This window comes from Pseudomonas sp. 5P_5.1_Bac1 (assembly GCF_025466015.1).
Classification (GTDB): Bacteria; Pseudomonadota; Gammaproteobacteria; order Pseudomonadales; family Pseudomonadaceae; genus Aquipseudomonas.
This window is the reverse complement of record NZ_JANLNX010000019.1, coordinates 127,295-144,921: the sequence shown is the minus strand read 5'-3', so window position 1 is coordinate 144,921 and position 17,627 is coordinate 127,295. Positions and strand designations below refer to the sequence as shown.

13 protein-coding genes are annotated in these 17,627 nt (G+C 64.0%); 10 read left to right on the top strand and 3 right to left on the bottom strand.

The features are described 5' to 3' along the window. Nucleotides 1-25 precede the first annotated feature (25 nt). The 5 genes from NTD82_RS04110 to cprA all read left to right on the top strand — a co-directional run bounded on the left by NTD82_RS04110 (nucleotide 26) and on the right by cprA (nucleotide 6,500). The gene (locus NTD82_RS04110) at nucleotides 26-1,834 is read left to right on the top strand and encodes an ABC transporter ATP-binding protein/permease (protein ID WP_262127845.1); all 1,809 of its coding nucleotides are present in this window, start codon (nucleotides 26-28) and stop codon (nucleotides 1,832-1,834) included. Nucleotides 1,835-2,023: 189 nt separating this feature from the next. Next, nucleotides 2,024-3,274, top strand: coding sequence for a capsule biosynthesis protein (locus tag NTD82_RS04105; RefSeq protein ID WP_262127844.1), 1,251 nt, complete (start codon nucleotides 2,024-2,026; stop codon nucleotides 3,272-3,274). Next, entirely contained in the window at nucleotides 3,271-4,008 is a 738-nt protein-coding gene (locus NTD82_RS04100) for a glycosyltransferase family 32 protein (RefSeq protein ID WP_262127843.1), read from the top strand. The genes NTD82_RS04105 and NTD82_RS04100 overlap by 4 nt, the downstream gene beginning before the upstream one ends. A 4-nt stretch (nucleotides 4,009-4,012) precedes the next feature. Continuing rightward, entirely contained in the window at nucleotides 4,013-4,978 is a 966-nt protein-coding gene (locus tag NTD82_RS04095) for a polysaccharide pyruvyl transferase family protein (protein WP_262127842.1), read from the top strand. Nucleotides 4,979-5,369: 391 nt separating this feature from the next. Then, a complete protein-coding gene (cprA, locus tag NTD82_RS04090) occupies nucleotides 5,370-6,500 on the top strand; it encodes a cationic peptide resistance protein CprA (protein WP_262127841.1) in 1,131 nt (376 codons plus the stop codon). A gap of 50 nt (nucleotides 6,501-6,550) precedes the next feature. Here cprA and NTD82_RS04085 read toward each other — a convergent pair whose 3' ends face one another. Together NTD82_RS04085 and NTD82_RS04080 are read right to left on the bottom strand one after the other, a co-directional pair. Further along, entirely contained in the window at nucleotides 6,551-7,882 is a 1,332-nt protein-coding gene (locus NTD82_RS04085; protein ID WP_262127840.1) for a diguanylate cyclase, read from the bottom strand. Nucleotides 7,883-8,059: 177 nt separating this feature from the next. Next, on the bottom strand, nucleotides 8,060-9,280 hold the full coding sequence (locus NTD82_RS04080) for an MFS transporter (RefSeq protein ID WP_262127839.1): 1,221 nt from the start codon (nucleotides 9,278-9,280) through the stop codon (nucleotides 8,060-8,062). Between the two features lie 206 nt (nucleotides 9,281-9,486). Between NTD82_RS04080 and NTD82_RS04075 the strand changes: the two genes are divergently transcribed. Further along, on the top strand, nucleotides 9,487-10,407 hold the full coding sequence (locus NTD82_RS04075) for a LysR family transcriptional regulator (RefSeq protein ID WP_262127838.1): 921 nt from the start codon (nucleotides 9,487-9,489) through the stop codon (nucleotides 10,405-10,407). 494 nt (nucleotides 10,408-10,901) lie between these two features. Here the strand turns inward: NTD82_RS04075 and NTD82_RS04070 are convergent, their stop codons facing one another. Next, nucleotides 10,902-11,819: a LysR family transcriptional regulator gene (locus NTD82_RS04070; protein ID WP_262127837.1), complete on the bottom strand. Its 918-nt coding sequence runs from the start codon at nucleotides 11,817-11,819 to the stop codon at nucleotides 10,902-10,904. Between the two features lie 110 nt (nucleotides 11,820-11,929). Here NTD82_RS04070 and araD1 point away from each other — a divergent pair, with 110 nt between their 5' ends. From araD1 to NTD82_RS04050, 4 genes are all read left to right on the top strand, one after another. Continuing rightward, a complete protein-coding gene (araD1, locus tag NTD82_RS04065) occupies nucleotides 11,930-12,928 on the top strand; it encodes an AraD1 family protein (RefSeq protein WP_262127836.1) in 999 nt (332 codons plus the stop codon). A gap of 73 nt (nucleotides 12,929-13,001) precedes the next feature. Beyond that, a complete protein-coding gene (locus NTD82_RS04060) occupies nucleotides 13,002-14,321 on the top strand; it encodes an MFS transporter (RefSeq protein ID WP_177454383.1) in 1,320 nt (439 codons plus the stop codon). 29 nt (nucleotides 14,322-14,350) lie between these two features. Further along, nucleotides 14,351-15,904: a UxaA family hydrolase gene (locus NTD82_RS04055; protein ID WP_262127835.1), complete on the top strand. Its 1,554-nt coding sequence runs from the start codon at nucleotides 14,351-14,353 to the stop codon at nucleotides 15,902-15,904. A gap of 33 nt (nucleotides 15,905-15,937) precedes the next feature. Beyond that, complete coding sequence (locus NTD82_RS04050; protein ID WP_262127834.1) at nucleotides 15,938-17,509, top strand: aldehyde dehydrogenase (NADP(+)); 1,572 nt, start codon at nucleotides 15,938-15,940, stop codon at nucleotides 17,507-17,509. Nucleotides 17,510-17,627 lie beyond the last annotated feature (118 nt).

Genomic DNA, 17,627 nt, shown 5'->3' with positions numbered 1-17,627 from the left:
TCAAACTTTGCGTGGAACTCCGCCGATGGAAATGGACTGGCATCAAGCATTGCAGGAGAGCCTGCGCTGGCTGGCGATCGCGTCACTCATCACCTTCATCTCGCTCGCGGTCTGCGCCACGCTGGTGGTGCGCTTTACCCGTTGGGGCCAGCAGTTCTGGCAGATCGCCGGGCCGTACCTGCGCCCGCGACACAGTTGGCGGCCGATGCTGGTGTTCAGTCTGCTGCTGTTGCTGACGCTGTTTGCAGTGCGCCTGAACGTGCTTTTTTCCTTCTGGTACAACGGCTTCTACAGCGCTTTGCAAGGACTGGATGAAGTGGCGTTCTGGTATTTGCTCGGGGTGTTCGCGGTGCTGGCGACCATTCATGTGCTGCGCGAACTGTTCACTTATTACGTGACCCAGGCCTTCAGCATCCGCTGGCGCACCTGGCTCACCGAACGCCTGACCCGTGACTGGATGGATGGCGACGCCTATTACCGCGGCCAGTTTCTGGAGCACCCGGTCGACAACCCGGACCAACGTATCGAACTGGACGTGAATACCTTCGTGACCGGTTCGGTGACGCTCACCCTGGGCGCGGTCAGCGCGCTGGTGTCGTTGGTGGCCTTCACCGCGATTCTCTGGGGCCTGTCGGCGCCCTTGACGGTCGCCGGCGTGGAGGTGCCGCGCGCCATGGTGTTCGCGGTGTACGTTTATGTGCTGGTCGCCACCTGGATTGCGTTCAAGCTCGGCAAACCGCTTATCCGCCTCAACTTCCTCAACGAAAAGCTCACCGCCAACTTCCGCTATGCGCTGATGCGGTTGCGCGAATACGCGGAAAACGTGGCGTTCTATCAGGGTTCGACGATCGAGCGGGACACCTTGCTCGGCCGCTTCATGGCCTTGATTGGCAATGTCTGGGCGCTGGTGTTCCGAAGCCTGAAGTTCGATGGTTTCAACCTGTCGGTCAGCCAGGTGGCGGTGGTGTTTCCGTTCATTCTCCAGGCGCCGCGCTTTTTCAGCGGGGCGATCAAGCTGGGGGACGTGATGCAGACGTCCCAGGCCTTCGGCCAGGTGCAGGATTCGCTGTCGTTCTTCCGCTCGTCCTACGATGCCTTTGCCCAGTACCGGGCGACGCTGGACCGGCTTACCGGGTTTCTCGATGCCAACGAACAGGCCCGGGAATTGCCGCAGGTATTGCGCGTGAACCAAGCCGAGGCTCTGGAGATCCGCGCTCTGCAGGTACTGCGCCCCGATGGCCATCACCTGCTGGACAACCTCAACCTGCGCCTCGCCCCCGGCCAGTCATTGCTGATCAAAGGCCCTTCCGGTTGCGGCAAGACCACCCTGCTCCGCGCCGTCGCCGGACTCTGGCCGTATGCCGAAGGTGAAGTGCGTTGCCCGGGCGGCACGGCGGCGCTGTTTCTGTCGCAGCGGCCTTACCTGCCACTGGGCGAACTGCGCACCGCCGTCGCCTATCCGGCCAGCGGTTCGCCGACCGACGACGAGCGCCTGCGGCAGGCCTTGCGTCAGGTCAATCTTGCGCATCTCGCGGACAAGCTGAGTATCAGCGATGACTGGGCGCGCATCCTGTCCATCGGCGAGCAGCAGCGTCTGGCATTCGCCCGGGTGCTGGTCAACCAGCCGCGGATCGTCTTCCTCGACGAATCGACGTCGGCCATGGACGAAGGTCTGGAACACGCACTCTATTCGCTGCTGCGCGAGCGCATGGGCGACAGCGTGCTGGTGAGCGTCGGCCACCGCGCGACGCTCGCGGGGTTCCATAGCCATCATCTGGAGCTGGATGGCAACGGGGCGTGGAAGGTCCACGAAATGGCGGAAAAAGTGGACTAACACAACCGCCCGCCGGGCAAAGACCGAAGCTTAACAATGGATTGCGCGATGCTTGGCATTTTGAAAAGCAGAAGTCCGCAATTTCTTATCGGCAGCGCTGTAATTTACTTAAACCTTACTTAGCACTGACAAAATTGGATCCCGGACGCTGTTAGCATTTTTTGGTCAATAGCAAGCTAAGCAACTTCGATGACCAATCAAACCACAGACCTCTGGCAAATCCGCGCCCGCCAGCTCGACGCCTATCGCTGGGCACTCTGGCGTGAACGTTATGGGCTGATCGGCGCAGCCGTGCGGGTCGTGCGTGATGCGATCCTCGATTTCAAGTACGGCATCGGCGCGCGACTACGCGCGAGCACCGCCCCGGACAGCGCTGCCAAGCGAATACTGGTGCTTCACGGCTCGCCGAAACTGCTGGCGCAGCGGCGCAAGAACGGGCTGATCAAAGCGCTGCGCGAGCGCGGCCACGAAGTGGTCGAAGCCGCCATCGAGCCGCTCGACGTGGCCATCCGACAGAAACTGCTGTATCGCCCATCGGCCAAGGTGCCACTGCGTTACTACGCCCATGCCGCCTACGCCGAATGGCTGGCGCGGCATCACCAGCCGGGGCTGGTGCTGAGCGAGCGGCATGGCAGCCTGGTCACCCCGTTTCTGCGCTTGTCCCTCAATGCCCAGGACAAACACCTGGCGCAACTGGCCCACGCCACCACCGTCGAACGTTCGCGCCGGTTGAGCATGACCGACTACGACTACTACCTGCTGTTCGGGCAAAGCTCGCTGGCGGCGCTGCAACGCCGGACGCTGCGCTTCGGCACCACCCAGGCCATTCTCACCGGTTCCTACCTGATCGATCAGCGCTACGACATGCCGCCGGCCACCAAGGACCCGCACGTGCTGGTGCTGGGCGTGGGCCCCGACAAGGAAAAGCGCGCCGGCTATCAGCGCACCTACGCGTTGATCCGCGACTGGGCGGCCCGCCACCCGGACGTTCCCGTCAGTTTCAAACCGCACCCGCGAAGCCCGATGACGTTCTGGAAAGACGCCTCGGCAGCGCCGTCGAACCTGCGCCTGCTGTCGCCGGACATGCCCCTGGCCGAGGCGCTCGAACAGAGTTCCGTGGTGCTCAGCATCATGTCCAACGCCGCGCTGGAGGCCAGCCTGGCGAGCCGTCCGGTCATCTACATCAACACCAGCGAGGATGAAGACGACCTCGAACAGACCCGCTTCTTTGGCGAGTGCGTGACCAGCCTGGAAATGCTCGACGACCGTCTCGACTGGCTGTGCGGGCACTACCAACAGGCGCTGCGCAGCGCCCGGGCATTCGCCGACTACCACCTCGCCCACGGCGTCCACGGCCAGCGCAAGACCGCCGAGGCCATTGACCGCCTGATCCACGGGCAGCCACTGCCTACCACTCGACTGGAAGGAACCCTGGGGTGATCGCCAAGAAAATCCACTACTGCTGGTTCGGCGGCAAACCGATGCCCGTGCTGGTACGCCGTTGCCTCGCGTCCTGGGCCTACCACCTGCCGGACTACGAGTTGGTGCGCTGGGACGAAAGCAACTTCGACGTCTACAGCCATACCTTCACCGCGGCGGCCTATACCGCCAAACGCTATGCCTTCGTCGCCGACTACGTGCGCATGCAGGTGCTGCACCGTGAAGGCGGCATCTACCTGGACACCGACGTCGAGGTGCTGGGCGGGTTCGACGACCTGCTCGACAACGATTTCTTCATCGGCCTGGAATGGGACGACCGCTTCGGCACCTCGGTGATAGGCGCCGCGCCCGGCCACTGGCTACCCAACGCGATGCTTGGCTACTACGACCGGCAGCGCTTCGACGAAACCCGGCTTTCCAGCCTGGTCAACGTCAACGAGGTCAGTCGCCTGCTGCTTGCCAAGGGCTTTGCCGGCGTCGAGCACGAACAAGTAATCGGCTGGGACCGGGTATGTCCGGTCGGGGTCTTTGCCGACCCACGCCATCAGGCGCCAGTTGGCATCCAGCCCGTCGCCCGGCACCTGTACGCCGGAAGCTGGCGCAATCGAGAGCGCAAAAGCGCGCTCAGCCGCACATGGCGCGCACTGCGCAAAGCGCCGGGCAACCTTGGCCATGGCCTGCAACTGTGTCGCTACACGGTAGCCGCCCGGCTTGCCCAAGCCTTTGGAGAGTGAACCCGTGAAAGCCGTTTTTGCCGCAGGCAGCGCCAATGTGGGCGACGAATTGAACGAATGGATCTGGCCCGCCCTGCTCGGTGACGTCCAGCAGAAAGGCGCTGCGGTATTGGGCGTCGGCACCTTGCTGAACGAGCACTTCTGCCGTCGTGTGGCGGATGCGCGAAAGATTCTGGTCATGGGTTCCGGCGCCGGATACGGCCCGGTCCCCGCCCTCGACGAACGCTGGAGTTTCCATGCGGTGCGCGGCCAGCGTACCGCGCGGGCGCTGGGGCTCGACCCGGACCGGGCGGTGGCGGATTCCGCCTACCTGCTCGCCAGCCTGGACTGGGCGTCCCTGCGCCAGCCGCACGGCGAGGTAGTGGTCGTGCCCCACCATCGTTCGCTGCGTTATGTGGATTGGCAGCAGGTTTGCGAACGCGCCGGGGCCCGTTTCGTATCGCCGCTGCTACCGGCGGCGCAGTTCATGACAGCAGTGGCCGGTGCGCGGTTGGTGCTGACCGAAGCCATGCACGGGGCGATCCTCGCGGACATTGTTCGAGTGCCCTGGCAAGGCTTCGCCTTTGGCGGCCAGTTCAACACCGACAAGTGGCTGGACTGGGCGGAGATGTTCGACCTGGATCCCCAGGTACGCGCCCTGCCCGGCTTCTACGATCCGGACCGTTTCAGCGAGGATCGCCCGCTGCGCTACCACGTCGGCAAAGTGCTCAAGGTGCACCTGAGCCGGATCGGCCTCGGCCGCGAGAAGTGGAAACGCATAACGCTGCCGTCATTCCGGGCGCACGCCGCAGGCAGACGGCTCGCCCAGCAATTGCGCGCGTTGGCGCAGACGCCAGGGATGCTCAGCACGGATGCTGTGCTGGCCCAGCGGGTGGATCAGCTTTATGAGCGGGTTGACCAATTGCGTGCCGAATTGAATGCGCAGCCCGTGGGTCGATTGACGGGTGACCCGCTGCTCTTTTTGCGCTGAAACAAGGGCGGAGTACATTTGTGCTCCAGCCAGATCCCACTGGGATGAATAAGTCCGCAACAAAGACACCCCACAACAATTAACCCCCGCCCCTGTCATCAAACCGTTATTAAAATTCTTTCATCGGTTTAACCACTTTCGTTAATTGAAACGGCGCGAAGATGCCGTAACAATGACTCGCCTCCCCTTAGCGGGTGAAAACGCCACAGGCCCCACGGCCAGCGCCGCTCCGTCAATCATGACCCTGCCGACCTCGACTCAAAGTTCTCGAGGCGAACGGTTTCGCGCGGCCGAAAGTTTCAACCAACCTCAATCCAGGTTAATCCAGAAGTTCCCGGCGCAATGTGTTCGCCATGAAACATGGGTAACCCGCTTATCAACTGGTGAACATATGACTTCGAATACGACCCTGGAACGCATTCTGCTGACCGGCGCCACCGGTTTCCTCGGTGGTTCGGTAAGCGCCCAACTGATCGCCGAGGGCCAAGGCGCCAACCTGTCGTTTCTGGTGCGCGCCGAAAACCGCGAACAAGGCCTGCAACGTCTGCGCGACAACCTGCGCCAACACGGCGTCAGCGAAGCCGCCAGCCTGGCGCTGGAACCTGCGCAAATCATCTGCGGCGACTTCCTCGACACCACCTGGCTGCCCCGCGAAACGCCACGCCTGATGCAGATCGACCGTGTGATCAACTGCGCCGCAGTAGCGTCGTTTTCGAAGAACCCGACCATCTGGCCGGTGAACGTCGAAGGCACCTTCGCCTTCGCCGAGGTCATGAGCCGTTCCAAGCGCCTCAAGCGCTTCCTTCACGTCGGCACCGCGATGTGCTGCGGCCCGCAACAGTCCTCGCCGATCAGCGAGTCCTGGGTGTTTCCCGAAGCGCGCGAGCAACTGGTGGACTACACCGCGTCCAAGGCGGAAATCGAGCGGCGCATGAGCGAGGAACTGCCCGGCCTGCCGCTGGTGGTCGCGCGGCCGTCGATTGTCGTGGGGCACCGGACCCTCGGCTGTCAGGCGTCCGGCAGTATTTTCTGGGTGTTCCGCATGGGCTTTGCCCTGGAGAGTTTCACCTGCGGATTGGAGGAGCAGATCGACGTGATCCCCGTCGACTACTGCGCCGAAGCGCTGATCGGCCTGACGCTCAAGCCAACCCTGGAACACGACCTCTACCACATCTCCGCCGGGCATCAGTCGGCCTGCACCTTCGCCGAAATCGACGCCGCCTTCGCCCAGGCCAACGGCGCGGCGCCGGTGGGCGAGCGCTACCGCAAGATCGGCGTGGACGACCTCAAGCAACTGGCCGGCGACTTCGAGTCGCGCATCGGCCCGGCCAACCCGCGTCTGGTCCTGCGGGCGTTGCGCCTGTACAGCGGCTTTGCCGACCTGAACTACCTGTTCGACAACAGCCGGCTGATCAATGAAGGGATTGCCATGCCGCCGCGCTTCACCGACTACCTGGGCGTGTGCGTGGAGTCGTCCAGCGGCGTAAGCATCGCCACGCAGATGCAAGCCGACTTCAAGTAACGCCCAGCTTCAGCGCGCGGCCTTGCGCTGCGCGCCGAAGATCAACCGCCTCAGGCGATCTCGTCGAACGCCACCACCCGATTGCGCCCGCCCTGCTTGGCCTGGTACATCGCCTGGTCGGCCTGGCGCAGCAGGTGCTGGTAGTCCGGGTGACCGTTGTACGTCGCCACGCCGATACTCACCGTCACCTGATGCTTGCGACTGTCGGTGAGTTGCAGCTTTTCCTCTTCGATCTTGCGACGCAGCTTTTCCGCGACTTTGCGCGCGTTGCTGTCGTTGATGTCCACCAGGATCATCAGGAACTCTTCGCCGCCCATGCGGAACACGTAATCGCCCGCGCGGCTATGGCTGCTGAGGATTTCCGCGGTCTGCTGGAGAATCATGTCGCCGGCGTCGTGGCCGAAGTTGTCGTTGATCGATTTGAAATGGTCGATATCGATGGACAGTACCGAGAAGCGCTGCCCGGTCTTCTGCGCAATGGTGATTTCATTGCCGATCACTACTGGCAGGAATTTGCGGTTGAGCATGCGCGTCAGCACGTCACGGCCGCTTTCCAGTTCATTCGCGGTGTTGAACAGGCTGTCGAGGTTGAACATCAGGCTCTTGGTCTGATCGCGAATGTCCCGCAGCAGGCCCATCCGCGACGTTTCCGAGGCAGCCAGGAACATCGGCAGAAGCACCTCGTCCATGTTGCGGATGATCTGCAGGATCTGGTTGCTCTCATCGGTGTTCTGGAAGGCATAGGCGCCTTTGTGACGGAACCACAGGCCGAAATCCGAGGCCGCCAGCCGGGGCAGGTTGACGCCGTTGGAGCCCATCACCAGGTCGAACATCAGGCTGTTTTCCCAATCGAGCAAGGCGCCGCGCTGGCGTTCGCGCTCGGTGGTGATGTTCTGCAGCACCGAGAACAGCCGGTAGCCTTCTTCGTTGCGCGAGTTGCGGTCATGGGAGCGGGAATAGGCGTGGCTCATGATTTCCATGGCCAGGTCCATGCTTTCGCTGGCCAGGTGCAGCGCTTGCGCCCGGTCTTCCACAGGCCAGTCCTGCTGAATGATCAGTTGGAACAACTGCTTTTTCAGGTTGCGCGCACCGCTCAGCACCAGGTGCAGCGGGACGTCGATGCGCGCGTGAACTTCGCCGACCTGCTTTTGCAGGGCCACCAGGGGCAGGAAGTCACCCTCGGCGGACGCCGAATAGACCTTGACCAGCCAGGCCTGCATCGAACTGCCGAGGCGGTTCTTGACCTCCTCGTGGGACAGGATCAGCGAGGCGTTGGGGTCCGCCAGCATGTGTTCATAGAAGCGAGCGGCAAGGGTGACCTTGTTGCTTTCGACCAGGCTCTTCAACGATTGAATGAGTGCGCCGGGAAAATGCGCAACCATGTTGTGCCATTCCCTGGCTTGTATTTCTGGAGCGACGCTGGGCATGTGGGGCCTATTTTCAGTTCAGCAAAAAGCGTGCTGGCGAACCGTACCGCGTCCGCCAGCCGGGCATTCTATTGCACGAAGACCCTGAAAGTCTTTGAACTGAAGCGGCTAAAAGGCTTTTGGCCATCCCCGTCAGTGACGGGCCGCCCCGCCGGCCCGCAGCATGAACTTCAGCAGCGCCAGCCCCGGCAGGATCGCCGACAAGACCACGAACGCTGTCCAGCCGAGGGTTTCATAGAGCGGGCTGGCAATCAGCGAGCCCAGTGCGCCGCCGACGAAAATGCTGGTCATGTACACCGCATTCAGCCGCGCCCGGCTGTGCGGATCCAAGGCATAGACTTCGCGCTGGCCGAGCACCATGTTCAGTTGCACCGCGAAATCCAGCAGCACCGCGGTGACCACCATCCACCACCACCCTGCCCCCGGCAACGCCCCGGCGAGCAATGCCAGTGGCGCCAGCAACAAGGCGCTGGCCGTACCGCGCAAGCCGTGCCCGGCGTCCGCCAGACGGCCGGCGATGGGCGCGGCAACGGCGCCCACCGCGCCGACCAGGGCAAACAGCGCGATGCCGTTCTGGCTGAAGCCGTGCTGGCGGATAAGCTCGATCGGTGCGATGGTCCAGAAACTGCTGAAACTGGCGAACAGCAAACCCTGATACAGCGAACGCTCACGCAACACCCCATAGCGACGGGCCAGGGTGAACACCGAGCCGATCAGCGCCGGGTAACTGACCCGATGCGCCGGCACCCGGCGCGGCAACAACCAGCCCATCACCAGCGCCATCACCACCATCAGCCCGGCCGCGCTGAAGAACACCCCACGCCAGCCGAAGGCTTGCGCAAGCGTGCTGGCCAAGGGACGGGAAAGCAGGATGCCCAGCAGCAGGCCGCTCATGATGTTGCCGACGACCCGGCCACGGGATTCTTCCGGCGCCATGTGCGCGGCCAGCGGCACGAGGATCTGCACCGCTACCGAGGTCAGGCCGATCAGCAGCGAACAGAGCAGGAACAGCGAAGGCGTCTGGCTCAACGCCGCCGCGGCCAGGCACACCGCCGCGGCGAGGGTGAAGGTCACCAGCAGCCGGCGGTTCTCCAGCAGATCCGCCAACGGCACGAGGAACAGCAGGCCCAGGGCATAGCCGAACTGGGTCAGCGACACGATCAGGCTGGCGTGGGTGGTGGACAGCCCGATGGACGGCGCGATCATTTCCACGATCGGCTGCGCGTAGTAGAGGTTGGCGACCACCGCGCCACAACAGAAGGCGAGAAACACCACCAGGGCTGCGGGCAGCGCCGGCGTGGCACTGGCGGACTGGCTGGTGGGAGCAGTGGTAGCTGAATTGCCGGAGGACATTGACGACACCTCATCAGGGTGAATCGGGAGTAAGGACGCCAGCGTAGAGCGCGGCGTCAGCCGAGAGAATCCGTCTGTCGGGCAACGCAGCGTTGCGCATTACGCAACGACTAGCCTGAGTCCAAGGTTAACTTCGCTTGACGAGCCGTGCTCAGGCTACAGAAGATGCGGAACATTTCGTTGCGCAGAGCGCAATAGGGACAATCATGGACAGTTTCGCGGCGCTCAACGCTTTCGTCGCCACCGTGGATGCCAGCGGCTTCGCCTCGGCCGGGCGACAGTTGGGCATGGTCACCTCGTCGGTCACGCGCCAGGTGGATGCCCTGGAAGAAAAGCTCGGTACGCGGCTGCTCAATCGCTCGACCCGCGGGGTGACGCTCACCACCGCCGGAGAAGCCTACTACGAACATGCCGTGCGGTTGCTGGCGGATCTAGAGAGCGCCAACCTGGAAGCCAGCGAAGCGCAGGGCCCGCCCCGGGGTCAACTGCGCGTCAGCCTGCCGGTGGCCTTCGGGCAGTTGCATATATCCCCGGCGCTGCCGGCCTTTCTCGCGCGCTACCCCGGCATCACCCTGGAACTGCTGCTGTCCGATGACGTGGCGGATTTGGTCGAGCAGCGGCTTGACCTTGCGATCCGCCTGGGCAGCGTGAACTCGCCGGATGTCGTCGCCCGGCGCCTGGCGCCGCATCACCGACTGCTGTGCGCCAGCCCCGAGTACCTGCGGCGCCATGGCGTGCCACGCACCCCGGCCGACCTTGCCCAGCACGCCTGCCTGACCTTCGCCTACACCCGCGGCAACCACCTCTGGCATTTCACTGGTCGCAGTGAAGAAAGCGTGCGGGTCAGCGGTCCGTTGCGGGCCAACAACTCATTGGTGCTGCGCGAAGCCGCGCTGAATGGCATGGGCTTGCTGCTGATCGCCGACTGGCTGGTGGGCAAGGACATCGACGCCGGCCGGTTGCAGATCGTGTTGCCGGAGTGGAAGGCCCATGTGAACAGCGAAGACAGCAGCGTGCATGCGGTGTACCTGCCGAACCGGCGCAATTCGAAGAAAGTGCGGGCGTTTGTCGAGTTCTTTGCCGAGCATTTTGGGGAGCCGCCGTATTGGGGGCGGTCTGGTGGGTAACGTATTGTTTAGTGGGGGCCATCGTTGCATGGGTATCTAAACATCTTGTGGCTGTATGAAGACCATGAGGCGTCAGTCAGGAAATCGGGTAATGGCGGCCAAGCGCGAGCCGACAGTTTTTCAGCGCTCTCAAGATCGAGCGCCGCCCGCGCGGCGCATCGCGGATGAATCCGCTCCTACATTTGCTGCAACGTGCCATGGCCTGTCAGATAGGCGTTGCCCGTCTTTGGCGTCTGACGATGAATTGCGGGGAGGCTATTGAGGTCGACTCGATACCGCGTCATACCACCAAGGCGGTCAACCATGGCCTGACAGGCATAGGTACGTTGCAGCAAATGTAGGAGCGGATTCATCCGCGATGCGCCGCGCGGGCGGCGCTCGGTCTTGAGAGCGCTAGAAAACTTCCGACATGCGCATGGTGGCCATTACTCGATTTTTTGACAGGCGCCTTCCAGCCACCACATGACAGAAAGATGTGTAAATACCCATGCCCCTCACTCCATCAAAATACCAATCAACACCTGCGTCGGCCCGCTCAACTCGACACCCCGCCGCGTCACCACTTCATACGGCTCGCTGCGCGACAGCAACTGCAGCGGCAACTTCACCAGCATGCCGTGCTCTACCGCCACCTTGGCCACGTCCCACGGCATGACCGCGAGCAGTCCCGCGTCCTGGCGCAGCAGCGACAAGGTGGTGAAGGTGGATGAGGTTTCGATCGGGTACTGCGGAAAGTTCAACCCGGCCTCGCGGAACTCGCGTTCCAGGGTCAGGCGCAGGGGCATGTTCACCGGGAACACCACCCAGCGCGAATCCGCCAGTTGCGTAAGGCTCAGGGTTTCGCTGCCGGCCAACGGGTGCGCCGGGTTCGCCACCAGCACCAGTTGTTCCTGATGCTTGACCCGGCTGTCGTAGGCGTCCGGCCGCCGGCTGACGCTGGTCCGGCAGATCACCACGTCCAGCCGGCCCTGGTCGAGCAGGCTGAGCAGGCGGTCGCTGGTGTCCTCGACCACCGTCACCGACAGGTCCGGCTGGCTCTCGCGCAAGTGCGCCAGGCCCTCCACCAGCATCGGCACGGCGCCCATGATGGTGCCGACCGACAAGCGCCCGCCATGGCCTTGGAGAATCCCCAGCATTTCTTCGCGCAAATGCGCCAGGTCGGTATTGATCAAGCGTGCGTAACGCACCACGCAACGCCCCAGGTCATTGGCTTCCAGGCCCTTGCTGGTGCGCTCGAACAGCACCGCGCCGAGGGTCGACTCGATTTCGTTGAGGGCTTTGGTCGCACCGGGCTGGGTGATGGACATGGCCTCGGCGGCTTTGTGGATCGAGCCCAGTTCGTCGAGGCTGATAAGCAGGCGCAACTGACGCAGGCGCAGGCGTGAAGCCATGGAACTCAAGGAAGGCAGCATAGGGATCACTAAAAGTTATCACGGGGTAAACAGCTCTCATTAGGCAGCATCGCCCGGGAAAATTAAAGTGGCCCTCAGACGATCCTCCACAAGAACAAACAGGAGCCCTCATGCGCCTGATCCAATTCGAGACTGCACAAGCCAAACGCCATGTTGGCGTGGTCGAAGGCGACCTGATCCAGGTTGTGCGCAACACCTCCCACATGCGTGAACTGGCCCTCGCCGCCATCCGTAACCAGCGCAGCCTGAGCGCCGAGGTTCTGGAGCGCGGGCTGGACAGCAGTACTGAAAGTTATTCCCTGGTCCTGGCCGAGTGCCGCGTGCTGCCGCCGCTGGACCACGAAGACCCGGCTCACTGCCTGATCAGCGGCACCGGTCTGACCCACCTGGGCAGCGCCTCGACCCGCGACAAGATGCACCAGCAGAAAATCGATGACGCCGCCGCCCTGACCGACACCGCGCGGATGTTCCAGTGGGGCATCGACGGTGGCCGTCCCGCCGCAGGCACCGTGGGCGCGCAGCCAGAATGGTTCTACAAGGGCGACGGTTCCACGGTCGTCCGTCCGGGACAGGCATTCCAGAGCCCTGTGTTCGCCGAAGACGCCGGCGAGGAACCGGAACTGGCCGGCCTCTACGTGATCGGAGATGATGGCCAGCCTTACCGCCTGGGTTTCGCCGTCGGCAACGAGTTTTCCGACCATGTCATGGAGCGCCGCAGCTACCTGTACCTCGCCCATTCGAAACTGCGTAACTGCTCGTATGGCCCGGAATTGCGGGTCGGCGAGCTGCCCCGCCACCTGGAAGGCACCAGCCGGATTCGCCGTGGCGACACCGTGTTGTGGGAAAAACCTTTTCTCAGCGGCGAAGAAAACATGTGCCACTCGCTGGAGAACCTGGAGTATCACCACTTCAAGTACGGCCAGTTCCTCCGCCCTGGCGACGTGCATATCCATTTCTTCGGCACCGCGACCCTGTCGTTCGCCGACCAGATCAAGACCGTCGAAGGCGATGTGTTCGAGATCAGCCTGAGCGAGTTCGGCGCGCCACTGCGCAACAGCGTTGCCCGTGCCGCCGAACCGCTGGAACCGGGCGCCGTGAAGCCGCTCTGACCCGGCCCATGTGAAGCAGGCGCAGGGAGGCGCCGCCCCGGCATTTCATAACAACCATAAGAGTGAGATGAGCATGAAGAACAGCCCCTATCCGGCGGCCCCCTCGCCCGCCCTCGCCGCCACTGACAGCGCTCGCCCGACCACCGTGCGCTGGCGCATTTTCCTGATCCTTCTGTTGCTGGCGGCGATCAACTACATCGACCGTGCCTCGCTGTCGGTCGCCCTGCCGCTGATTTCCGCCGAGTTCGAACTGACCCCGGCCCTGGAAGGCCTGATTCTCAGCGCCTTCTTCTGGTCCTACGCGCTGATGCAGATCCCCAGCGGCATGCTGCTGGACCGCTTTCAGGTGCGCAATATCGTCGGTGTTGCCACTGTTGGCTGGGGCGCCTTCCAGGCGCTGGGCGGTTTCGCACACAACTGGATCACCCTGCTAATCACCCGCATTGGCCTGGGTGTCGCCGAGTCGCCGATCATGCCCGCCGGCGCGAAGCTCAACGGCGCCTGGCTGACCCCCAACGAGCGTGGCCGTGGCGCCACCCTGGTGGACGGCGGCGCACCGCTGGGCACCGCGTTCGGCGCGATCATCATTGCCGGCCTGATCACCTGGTTCGATTCCTGGCGCATCGCCTTCTTCATCGCCGGTGTCGGCACCGTCGTGGTGGGGATCTGGGCCTGGTGGTACATCCGCAACCACCCGAGCGAACACCCGCAAGTCAACAAGGCCGAGCTGGACTACATCACCCAGGCCAACGACGCCGCGAGCAAGAACAACGGCAACCGCAAGGCCGTGCTCAAGGAACTGCTGAAAAGCCGCTCGGTGCTGTGCATGTTCGCCGGCTACGCCTGCTACAACAGCGTGTTCTACGGCCTGCTGACCTGGATGCCGAGCTACCTGCACCAGGCCCACAACCTCGATATCAAGGCCATGGGTGGCGCGACCTTCCTGATCTTCATGTGCGGCTTCGTCGGCGAACTGATCGGCGGCTGGGTCGCCGACAAATGGAAAACCAATGGCGGCCAGCCAAACACCGTGATGCGCAGCATGTTCGCCGGCTCCGCCGCCGTCGCCGCGCTGTGCATCCTGTTGGTGGCCTACACCCCGGATGCCGCGCGGGTTATCGCCCTGCTTTGCGTCGCCCTGTTCTTCATCCGCTGGTGCGGCATGTACTGGTGCCTGCCGGCGATCCTCGGCGGCAAGTCCAAGGCCGGCGTGCTGGGTGGCAGCATGAACTTCTGCGGCAACATGGTCGGCGTCATCGTACCGATCCTGATCGGCCTGATCGTGCAGTTCACCGGTTCCTACTTCCTGGCCTTGATTTTCTTCGTGGTCATGGCTTTCGGCCTGATGCTGTTCTCCGGCCTGATCGACTATCGCGAGCGCGGGCTGGCCTGAGCCCCCGCTGTATTTCTGAGGTAACCGCCATGCAACTCATTACAAGAACAGGCAGTGAAAGCGCTGCCAACGCCGTGATCCGCCTCAACCCGCTGGACGACGTGCTGATCGCCCGCCAACCGCTGCCCGCGGGCCTGGAACTGGAAGAAGGCCTGCGCGTACTGGCGCCGATCCCGGCCGGGCACAAGGTCGCCGCCCGCGCCATCGCCGCCGGCCAGCCGCTGCGCCGCTACGGGCAGATCATCGGCTTTGCCAGCCAGGCCATCGCCGCCGGTGAACACGTTCACGTACATAACCTGGCGATGGGCGACTTCGCCCGTGACTACGCGTTCGGCGTCGATGCCAAGGGCGTGCAGGCGCCGACCGGCGACACCTTCATGGGCATCGTCCGCGCCGATGGCCGGGTCGCCACCCGCAACTACATCGGCATCCTCACCTCGGTGAACTGCTCGGCGACAGTGGCCCGCGCTATCGCCGACCACTTCCGCCGCGACATCCACCCCGAAGCCCTGGCGGCCTACCCGAACGTCGACGGCGTGGTCGCCCTGACCCACGGCGTCGGCTGCGCGGTGGACCCGGGCGGCGAAGCCCTGGCCATGCTGCAACGGACCCTCGGCGGTTACGCGGTACACGCCAACTTCGCCTCGGTGCTGATGATCGGCCTGGGCTGCGAAACCAACCAGATCCCCGACCTGTTGGCGGCCCAGGGCCTGGAAAGCAGCGACGCCCTGCGCACCTTCACCATCCAGGGCACCGGCGGCACCTCGAAGACCATCGCCAGCGGCATCGCCCAGGTCAAATCGCTGCTGGCCGAGGCCAACCGGATCGAGCGCGAGCCGGTCAGCGTTCGCCACCTCACCGTCGGCCTGCAATGTGGCGGCTCGGACGGCTACTCGGGCATCACCGCCAACCCGGCACTGGGCAATGCGGTGGACCGCCTGGTCGCCGCCGGCGGCACCGCGATCCTCTCGGAAACCCCGGAAATCTATGGCGCCGAGCACCTGCTGACCCGCCGTGCGGTCAGCCAGCAGGTCGGCGAAAAACTCATCGCCCGCATCAAGTGGTGGGAAGCCTACTGCGAGCGTATGGGCGCCGAGTTGAACAACAACCCGTCCGCCGGCAACAAGGCCGGTGGCCTGACCACCATCCTGGAGAAATCCCTCGGCGCCGTGGCCAAGGCCGGCTCCAGCGACCTGGTCGACGTCTACGAATACGCCGAACCGGTGCGCGCCCACGGCCTGGTGTTCATGGACACCCCCGGCTACGACCCGATTTCTGCCACTGGCCAGGTCGCCGGCGGCGCCAACCTGATCGCCTTCACCACCGGCCGCGGCTCGGCCTACGGCTGCGCGCCCTCGCCGTCGATCAAGCTGGCGACCAACACCCGCCTCTGGGAAACCCAGGAAGAAGACATGGACGTCAACTGCGGCGGCATCGCCGACGGCAGCATGACCATCGAAGAGCGCGGCGAGCACATCTACCGCCTGATGCTGAGCATCGCCTCGGGCGAGCGCAGCAAGAGCGAACAGCACGGCTACGGGCAGAACGAATTCGTGCCGTGGCAGATCGGCGCCATCACCTGATTTCCTTGTTTTTACCTGATTACGGAGACCCCAATGACCTCGATCCTCGGTCACAACTACATCGGCGGCCAGCGCTCGGCCCAAGGCGACACCTGGCTGCACAGCCTCGACGCCAGCACCGGCGAGGCGCTGCCGCACCGGTTCAGCCAGGCCACCGAGGCGCAAGTGGATGCCGCGGCCAGGGCGGCCAGCGCCGCCTTCCCGATCTACCGCAACCTGAGCGCCGCCACACGCGCGGACTTCCTCGACGCCATCGCTGACGAACTCGACGCCCTGGGCGACGACTTCGTCGCCACCGTGTGCCGCGAGACGGCGTTGCCTGCCGGGCGCATCCAGGGCGAGCGCGGCCGCACCAGCGGCCAGATGCGCCTGTTCGCCAAGGTCTTGCGCCGCGGCGACTTCTACGGCGCACGCATCGACCACGCGCTGCCCGAGCGCCAGCCGCTGCCGCGCCCGGACCTGCGTCAATACCGCATCGGCGTCGGCCCGGTGGCGGTGTTTGGCGCCAGCAACTTCCCGCTGGCCTTCTCCACCGCCGGTGGCGACACCGCCTCCGCGTTGGCGGCCGGCTGCCCGGTAGTGTTCAAGGCCCACAGCGGCCATATGGCGACAGCGGAATGGGTCGCCGATGCGATCCTGCGCGCCGCCGAGCGCACCGGCATGCCAGCGGGCGTGTTCAATATGATTTATGGCGGCGGCGTGGGCGAATGGCTGGTCAAGCATCCGGCAATCCAGGCCGTGGGCTTCACCGGTTCGCTCAAGGGCGGCAACGCCCTGTGCCGCATGGCCACCGAACGGGCGCAGCCGATCCCGGTGTTTGCCGAGATGTCCAGCATCAACCCGGTGATCCTCCTGCCGGATGCCCTTCAAGCCCGTGGCACCACCATCGCCCGCGAACTCAGCGGCTCGGTGACGCTTGGCTGCGGCCAGTTCTGCACCAATCCCGGACTGATCCTCGGCCTGCGTTCGCCGGCGTTCAGCGCGTTCATCGAACAGTTCGCGGCGCACATGGCTGACCAACCGGCGCAGACCATGCTCAATGCCGGCACCCTGGCCAGCTACCGCAAGGGGCTGGAGCACCTGCACGCCCACGCTGGCATCCGCCATTTGGCCGGCGCCGCGCAAACCGGCACGCAGGCGCAACCGCAGTTGTTCCAGGCGGATGTCAGTCTGCTGCTGAGCGGCGATGAGCTGTTGCAGGAAGAAGTGTTCGGCCCGGCCACGCTGGTGATCGAAGTCGAAGATCAGACGCAACTGAGCGCCGCCATCCAGGCCCTGCGCGGGCAACTGACCGCCACGCTGATCGGTGAGCCGGACGAACTGCGCACCTATGGCTGGCTGAGTGAGCTGCTGCTGGAGAAAGTCGGTCGGGTCTTGCTCAACGGCTATCCGACCGGTGTCGAGGTCTGTGATGCGATGGTTCACGGTGGTCCATACCCGGCCACCTCGGATGCCCGCGGCACCTCCGTTGGCACCCTCGCCATCGACCGTTTCCTGCGCCCGGTGTGTTTCCAGAACTACCCCGATGAGCTGCTGCCTGCCGCGTTGCAGGATGCCAATCCGCTGGGCATTCCGCGCCTGATCGATGGTGAGTACAGCAGGTAAAGGCACTGGGTGTTGGCGCGGTGAACTCGATGCGCCGACACCCAGGTTCAAAGAATCTACCCTTCAAAATCCTTCCCCAAGCCATTACCGTGCATCAATCCTTTCAGTGAGATGCGCC

Bases quoted from the DNA above. Each gene is read 5' to 3' on its own strand.
- NTD82_RS04110 (WP_262127845.1), top strand. From the start codon at position 26: ATGGAAATGGACTGGCATCAAGCATTGCAGGAGAGCCTGCGCTGGCTG.
- NTD82_RS04105 (WP_262127844.1), top strand. From the start codon at position 2,024: ATGACCAATCAAACCACAGACCTCTGGCAAATCCGCGCCCGCCAGCTC.
- cprA (WP_262127841.1), top strand. From the start codon at position 5,370: ATGACTTCGAATACGACCCTGGAACGCATTCTGCTGACCGGCGCCACC.
- NTD82_RS04085 (WP_262127840.1), bottom strand. From the start codon at position 7,882: ATGGTTGCGCATTTTCCCGGCGCACTCATTCAATCGTTGAAGAGCCTG.
- NTD82_RS04080 (WP_262127839.1), bottom strand. From the start codon at position 9,280: ATGTCCTCCGGCAATTCAGCTACCACTGCTCCCACCAGCCAGTCCGCC.
- NTD82_RS04075 (WP_262127838.1), top strand. From the start codon at position 9,487: ATGGACAGTTTCGCGGCGCTCAACGCTTTCGTCGCCACCGTGGATGCC.
- NTD82_RS04070 (WP_262127837.1), bottom strand. From the start codon at position 11,819: ATGCTGCCTTCCTTGAGTTCCATGGCTTCACGCCTGCGCCTGCGTCAG.
- araD1 (WP_262127836.1), top strand. From the start codon at position 11,930: ATGCGCCTGATCCAATTCGAGACTGCACAAGCCAAACGCCATGTTGGC.
- NTD82_RS04060 (WP_177454383.1), top strand. From the start codon at position 13,002: ATGAAGAACAGCCCCTATCCGGCGGCCCCCTCGCCCGCCCTCGCCGCC.
- NTD82_RS04055 (WP_262127835.1), top strand. From the start codon at position 14,351: ATGCAACTCATTACAAGAACAGGCAGTGAAAGCGCTGCCAACGCCGTG.
- NTD82_RS04050 (WP_262127834.1), top strand. From the start codon at position 15,938: ATGACCTCGATCCTCGGTCACAACTACATCGGCGGCCAGCGCTCGGCC.